This is a genomic window from Streptomyces sp. CC224B (genome assembly GCF_030010595.1).
Taxonomy (GTDB): domain Bacteria; phylum Actinomycetota; class Actinomycetes; order Streptomycetales; family Streptomycetaceae; genus Streptomyces; species Streptomyces longispororuber.
Window position 1 is genome coordinate 1 of the sequence record NZ_JASCXL010000205.1, and the last position, 6,600, is coordinate 6,600.

A 6,600-nucleotide genomic window follows, 5' to 3' on the forward strand; every position below is an offset into this window, starting at 1 on the left:
GAGAACAACTTGCCCATCAAGTGCGGAACCAGCAGATCCCTCACCTCTGAAGCAGACGGCATGCACTCGCCTCCCTCCATCAGTCCGCAGCCGCCGAGCTTCCCTCCCTCGGCTTGTACGCGGTGATAACGCCCTGCGGATTGATGCGATGATCACCACTGTAGATGCCCGGATTGGTTATCACCCTGCACGAGACCCTCAGCGGACACCCGGCTGCGGCCGCTCGAACTTCCGCTCCCCGGTAGTGTTCGCCGTGATGGTACCGCTCCAGATCGTCCGGCCGATCTTCTTGTCGGACGGCTTGCTCCAACGGCCCCTCGCGACCAGGTGCTTGTAGCCCCACTTCCTGTCGCACCAGCGCAGCGGCACCATCAGCGGCCCCCGGTAGCACTTCTGGCCGCGTCGATGCCCGGCAGCGGCCGGGTCATGTGCTGGTCGGGCGGAAAGTTCCAGCGCTCGCTGTTGGCTCTGATGAGCGTGGCGGGTGTCGCCAAGTGCGGTGCAGGCGTGGGACAGGTGGACGTGGTGCTTTTGTTCCCCGTGGGTCAGCCAGGTGTCGGCCTGTGCCGCGGCGCCGAGTCCTCCCATGAGCTGGTCGGCGGCTGTGAGTGCTTGGCGGGCCTGTTCGGGCTGGTGCGAGAGGGCGTACGCATGGGCGGCGGGGGCTGGGGTGGCTGCGGCGCTCGGTCGGATCCCGGCGGCTTGCCGGGCGCGTTCGGCAAGGCGTGCGGCGGCCTGTGGGGCACCGTAGTCGACAGGAGGGGATCACCGCCAGCACCGCGGTGTGGAGGGCCTCGAGGCGGGTGAGGCGCGCGTGCGGCACCCCGCGCACGAGTGGGATGCCCTGCCCGCCGGTGAGGACGTGGTGCTTGCTGCCCGGCCGTGCGCGCTCGACCGGGCCGGGACCGCTTTTGGGCCCCGTCGGGCCGCCCGGACAGGAGAGGAGTCGATCACCGCCCGCGACCAGTGGAGCTGCCTCGTCGTCCGCAGCTTCTTCAGCAGCACCACGTGCAGCTGGTCCCACACGCCGGCCTCGTTCCAGGCGGCCAGGCCTCGCCAGCACGTCATACCCGAACCAAAACCCAGCCCCTGCGGCGGATACTCCCACGGGATGCCGGTGTGCAGCAGGAACAGGATCCCGCACAGCACCTGCCGGTCCGGCACTCGCGCCCGGCCCGCCACCAGCTCGGGCCCCGGCTCGGACAGTAACGGCTCGACAAGCGAGCACAGTCCGTCCGACACGATCCACGGCCGCGACTGACGTTTCCCCACGACCCGGCCAACGAGCAGACAAGCCGACGGCCACCTGATCAGAAACTTCTGTCAGGACCTCTCAGGGCCTGTCTGAGGTGAGGAGTACGCCTCGTCTCCGGCGGCCGCGTCGGGCCGGGCCGGCTGCGCGGACGGCCGATCGGGCCGCGGGTCTTGATCGTGGCCAGGACCGGAACGAACCGGGGGTTGTCGGCGGCCTGCCTTTCAGTCAGGACGAAGGAGAGCGGGCGGCAGCGCGCATCCGAAGCGAGACGGACCTTGCTGGTCAGCCCGCCCCGCGAGCGGCCGAGCAGAGCCGCCTTCAGACGGGCCCGGCGCCGTCGCCGGATGCGGCGTCTTGATGGGCGCGGGCGACTGTGGAGTCCACGCTGCCCAAGGACACGTCCGTCTGTCCGCGACGGGCCGCCTCGGCGACCATCCCGTCCATCAGAGCCTGCAAGACGCCCGCGTCGCGCCACCGGACGAAGTAGTCGTGGACGGTCTGCCAAACCCGAACTCCAGCGGCATATCCCGCCAGTGGGCACCCGAGCGGAGCTTCCGGACCATGCCCTCGGACTGCTCCCGCAGATGCTCCGGATATGGGCCAGACCTGAGGAGAACCTAACTTCAGAGGCGTACCGGAGCGCTCGGGTGCACCTCGCGCTCGATGCGCGGCATGATCTCGGGCACATAGATCTTCTGGATGGCTTCGCCGGCACCGTGGGTCTCCCAGTGGTCCCGCGTCGCCCAGCGCTCGACCAGGACGAACCGGGCCGGATCCTCGTGCGAGTGGTACGCCTCCCAACTGACACAGCCGTCCTCGGCAAGGCACAGCGGACGCATGCGGGCCAGCGCGTCGGCGACCGGAGTGATGTCTTCGGCCTTGGGGACGTGCGCGATGACGATGAGGTCGAACACCACTACTCCTTGATACGTACATGTGTGCCAGCTGGCGACAGACAGGCTACAGCCGTGCGTCGGCAAGGCGGGCGGGTGGAGTTCGCCCCGGTCACGGGGGGACAATGGCTCCGTGTCCGTCATCACCTGTGTGCACTGCGGCGAGTCGCTGACCGGTGACCTGCGGGAGGTTCCGCTGCCTTTGGCCTCCGCGGAGTTTACCGGCGAGCGCATGGGGGTGCCCCTGCTGTCGCAGGGGACCTACGCGGTCAGCCCCGTGACGCGGGCCGTCATCCTCCACCCCGACGACGCCCCGGGCACGGTCCCGCACGCCGCGCTCGGACGGCGCGGCGGCTGTTGCGGGCCCGACGGGCTCGGCGGGCCCAACCTCCTGTGCCGCGGCTGCGGAGCCGAGGTCGCGACCGAGCAGACCGACTGCTGGATGGAGCACCTGATCAGCGTCGATCCGGGCTGCGCGGGCATCGGCCCCGCCCGGCCCTGACCGCCGGCGGCGGCGCCGTCAGCTCCCCGCGCCCTCGGGGAAGCCGGCGGCGGGTTCGGTGGCGTAGCGGCGCATCGTCCGCAGGTGTCCTTGCGGGGTCAGGGTGCGGCCGTCGGCGATCGTGTCGCGGAGGTCACGGAAGTACCGCACGTACAGGTCCGGCGTGAACAGGCTGAGCATGACGGCCGGTTGGCCGGTCGTGTTGGCGAAGGTGTGCGGGGCTCCCGGCGGGACGAGCACGAACGTGCCCGTCGTCGCATCGCAGGTGTCCTCGCCGACCGTGAACCGCACCGTGCCGGAGAGGACGTAGAAGCCCTCGTCGTGCTGGGAGTGTCGGTGCTGCGGCGGTCCCGGTGTGTACGGGGCGAGGACGGACTCGGTGACGGCGAGGCGGTGTTCGGTGTTGGCGCCGTCCTCCAGGACGCGCATGCGCGTGGTGCCCAGAACGATGCTCTCGCCCTCGCCCGGACGGACCACCGACACGGCGGGGCGCGACCCCGGCGCACCGGCCTGCGGCCCGTCGGGGTGCGGTTCATCGGCGTGCGGTTCGTGGGTACGCGGTTCGTGGGTACGCGGTTCGTGGGTACGCGACCTGTCGGGGTGCGGTCCATCGGTACGCGGCCCATCGGCAGCCGGCCCCTCGGCCCGCACCCCACCGGCACGCAGCCCATCGGCTCGCGGCTCCCTGGCCCGCGCCCCGCCGGGCTGCGGCCCCCCGGGCCCGGGCCCCCTGGGCTGCGGTTCGCTCGTCTGCGGTGTGTCAGTCATGCCCCCATTGCACGACCCCGGTGCCGCGGCCGTCCAAGACCCGTTCCGGCACGCCGATACCGTCCGGGTATCGTCGCGCCATGGAGCTACGCGCGCTGCGCTACTTCGTGGCGGTCGCCGAGGAACTCCACTTCGGCCGAGCCGCGGCCCGGTTGCACATGAGCCAGCCGCCGTTGAGCCGGGCGATCAGGCGACTGGAGGCCGACCTCGGCACCGGGCTGTTCGTTCGGTCGTCCGCCGGTGTGGCGCTGACCCCGGCCGGGGCGGTACTGCTCACCGAGGCGCGGGCCCTGCTCGGGCAGGCCGACCGCGTGCGCGCACGCGTGGCCGCGGCGGGCGGCGCCCGGCTCCTGACCGTCGGCGTGCTGGGCGACAGCACCGAGCCGGTCGTCACCAGGCTGGCCGGCGCCCACCGCCGGCAGCACCCGGGCGTCGAGGTCCGCGTCCGCGAGACCGACCTGAGCGACCCCACCTGCGGGCTGCACGCGGGCCTGGTCGATGTCGCCCTGACCCGCAGGCCGTTCGACGAGACCGGCCTGACCGTCCGCGAGCTGCGGGCCGACCCGGTGGGCGCGCTGCTGCGCGCCGACGACCCGCCGGCCCGCCACGGCGCCCTGGCCCTGGCCGACCTGGCCGGCCGCCGCTGGTTCGTCTTCCCGGAAGGCACCGACCGGCTCTGGCAGTCGTACTGGAACGGCGGGGAGGCGCGCGAGGGCCCGGTGGTGCGGTCCGTGCAGGAGTGCCGGCAAGCCGTCCTCTGGAACGGCACGGTCGGCGTGACGCTCCTGGGCCACGAACCACCCCCCGGCCTCGCCGTGGTGCCGCTGACCGACATGCCGCCGAGCCGCGCGGTGGTGGCGTGGAACACGGGTGACACGAACCCGCTGGTCCGCTCCTTCGTCCGGCTCGCGGCGGCCGCGTACCGGAACTGAAGGCGCCACGGCGGCGGCGCAGTTCGCTGCCGCCACCGGGTCGTCCCGCCGACGGCTCCTGTGCCTACACTGCCCCCGATGCATGATCATTCTTGACCGCTTGGGGGATACGCATGTCCATACGCGCACCACACCGGAGACGGAACGTCCTCAAGGGCGCCGCAGTGGCGCTCAGCGCGGCCGTGGCGCTGACCTGTGCCACCGGCACCGGCACCGCCGCCGAGGCGTCCGGCGGGCACGGCGCCACCCAGCGCGCCCTCGACGCCCTGGAGCGGGCCGGGATGCCGGGGGTGGCCGCCGAGGTGAAGGACGCGCGGGGGAAGTGGTTCGGCTCCGCGGGCTACGCCGACACCGCGACCAAGCGCAAGCGCACCCCGGCGGACCACGTGCGCGCGGGCAGCAACACCAAGTCCTTCGTCGCCGTGGTCCTGCTGCAGCTGGAGGCCGAGGGCAGGCTCCGCCTGGACGACCCGGTGGAACGCTGGCTGCCCGGCGTCCTGCGCGGCAACGGCTACGACGGCACCAAGGTGACGGTCCGTCAACTCCTCAACCACACCAGCGGCGTGCACGACATGGTGTCCACGCCGGAGTGGCGGGAGTACATGAACGGCCCGGGCTTCCTGGCGCACCGCTACGAGACCCGCACCCCGCGGCAGATCGTCGACATGGCGCTGAAGTACGCGCCCGACTTCGAGCCCGGAACCGGCTGGAACTACTCCAACACCAACTACGTGCTGGCCGGCATGATCATCGAGAAGGTCACGGGCCGCACCTACGCGCACGAGGCCGAACAGCGCATCATCAAGCGGCTGAAGCTGCGCGAGACCACGTTCCCCGGCACCGACCCGACGATGCCCGCGCCCCACCCGATCGGCTACTCCAAGCTGTACGCGGCGAACCCCGGGCCCGAGGTGTACGACGCCACGGAGTACAACCCGGCGTGGTCGGGCGCGACCGGCGAGGTCATCAGCACCACGGGCGACCTCAACCGCTACTACAGCGCCCTGATCAAGGGGGAGCTGCTGCCGCCCGCCCAGCAGCGGGAGTTGCTGGACACGGTGGAGACCGGCACGTTCTACGAGTACGGTGCCGGTCTCATCGTCCGCACCCTGTCGTGCGGGGTGAAGGTCTACGGGCACGACGGCATCGTCTGGGGCTCCCTGACCAGCTCGGCGACCACCGCCGACGGCAAGCACACGCTGACCTTCCACATCAACGGCGACTGGCTGGAGGACGGCAAGCCGTACGAGGACGTCTTCGAGGCGGAGTTCTGCCGCAAGGGCTAGCCGACTGGCCGGCCGCGCACCGCGTACTGCGTACTGCGTACTGCGTACCGCACACGCCTACGCGCGGGACGCGGCCGGGCCGGCCGCCGAGCGGAGGTTCTCGTCAGCGGACGACGTCGAAGACGTTCTTCTGCAGGCCGTTGGCGTAGGCCTCGTGCTCGACCAGCCGCAGCTTCTGCGTGTCCTTGTCCGTGGCGCTGAAGAGCCGCTTGCCCGCGCCGAGCAGGAGCGGGAAGACGAGCAGGTGGTAGCGGTCGATGAGGCCCGCGTCGGAGAGGGACCGGTTCAGCGACGCGCTGCCGTGGACGATGATCGGGCCGCCCTCGGTCTCCTTCAGCGCGGCGACCTCGCCGAGCGAGCGCAGGATCGTCGTCTCGCCCCAGTTCTCCACCAGGTCGCCCTCGGCGAGGGTGGTGGAGACGACGTACTTCGGCATCGTCCTGTAGCGGGCGAATTCCTCCATGCCGGGCCACACGGCGCTGAACGCCTCGTAGCTGGCCCGGCCCAGGAGCATGGCGGCGGCTTCCTCCTGCTCCCGGCCCTTGATCTCGTACGCCTCGGGGAGGAACTCGACGTCCTTGAACGTCCACCCGGAGTTGCGGTAACCGGGTTCGCCGCCCGGGGCCTCCATGACGCCGTCGAGCGAGACGAAGGCGGTGCTGATGAGGGTGCGCATCCTGGTTCCTCGGTTCCTGTGAGCGGTTCGCGACGTGTGCGGCTCGCGACGTGTGCGGTCTCACGTCGCGTGCGGGGCGGGGGCGGGTGCCGCTGACCGTACACGCGGGCGCGGTGCCCCCACCATCCCTTACGACTGCCGCTCACGGAGGAACTCATCGGCCGCGGCGCCGTGCCGTCCCGCCCGCGCCGACGGCCGTACGACGCCGCGTCCTAGGGCCTGTCTGATAATTGATCTCGTGGTGGGTCGTGGGGAGCTGACGGATGCGGCGTGGGAGCGGATAGTGCC

The 6,600-nt window shown here is 71.4% G+C and carries 7 protein-coding genes and 1 pseudogene; 3 read left to right on the top strand and 5 right to left on the bottom strand.

Features of this window, described 5'->3' with window-relative positions; genetic code table 11:
- Positions 1-198: 198 nt before the first annotated feature.
- The 3 genes and pseudogenes from QK440_RS40415 to QK440_RS40425 all read right to left on the bottom strand — a co-directional run bounded on the left by QK440_RS40415 (position 199) and on the right by QK440_RS40425 (position 2,169).
- Positions 199-588, bottom strand: coding sequence for a hypothetical protein (locus QK440_RS40415; protein WP_282798260.1), 390 nt, complete (start codon positions 586-588; stop codon positions 199-201).
- Positions 589-1,350: 762 nt separating this feature from the next.
- Positions 1,351-1,863: pseudogene (locus tag QK440_RS40420) on the bottom strand (IS5 family transposase); the annotation flags it as partial.
- Positions 1,864-1,878: 15 nt separating this feature from the next.
- The gene (locus tag QK440_RS40425; RefSeq protein ID WP_282798261.1) at positions 1,879-2,169 is read right to left on the bottom strand and encodes an antibiotic biosynthesis monooxygenase; all 291 of its coding nucleotides are present in this window, start codon (positions 2,167-2,169) and stop codon (positions 1,879-1,881) included.
- Between the two features lie 112 nt (positions 2,170-2,281).
- On the opposite strand from QK440_RS40425, the gene QK440_RS40430 reads away from it, so the two are divergent.
- Positions 2,282-2,650, top strand: a complete 369-nt coding sequence (locus QK440_RS40430; RefSeq protein WP_282798262.1) for a hypothetical protein — start codon at positions 2,282-2,284, stop codon at positions 2,648-2,650.
- 18 nt (positions 2,651-2,668) lie between these two features.
- On the opposite strand, the gene QK440_RS40435 is transcribed toward QK440_RS40430, so the two are convergent.
- Entirely contained in the window at positions 2,669-3,133 is a 465-nt protein-coding gene (locus tag QK440_RS40435; protein WP_282798263.1) for a cupin domain-containing protein, read from the bottom strand.
- A gap of 365 nt (positions 3,134-3,498) precedes the next feature.
- On the opposite strand from QK440_RS40435, the gene QK440_RS40440 reads away from it, so the two are divergent.
- On the top strand, positions 3,499-4,350 hold the full coding sequence (locus QK440_RS40440; protein ID WP_282798264.1) for a LysR substrate-binding domain-containing protein: 852 nt from the start codon (positions 3,499-3,501) through the stop codon (positions 4,348-4,350).
- 113 nt (positions 4,351-4,463) lie between these two features.
- Entirely contained in the window at positions 4,464-5,636 is a 1,173-nt protein-coding gene (locus tag QK440_RS40445) for a serine hydrolase domain-containing protein (RefSeq protein WP_282798265.1), read from the top strand.
- A 103-nt stretch (positions 5,637-5,739) separates the two neighbouring features.
- On the opposite strand, the gene QK440_RS40450 is transcribed toward QK440_RS40445, so the two are convergent.
- Positions 5,740-6,312: a dihydrofolate reductase family protein gene (locus QK440_RS40450; protein ID WP_282798266.1), complete on the bottom strand. Its 573-nt coding sequence runs from the start codon at positions 6,310-6,312 to the stop codon at positions 5,740-5,742.
- Positions 6,313-6,600 lie beyond the last annotated feature (288 nt).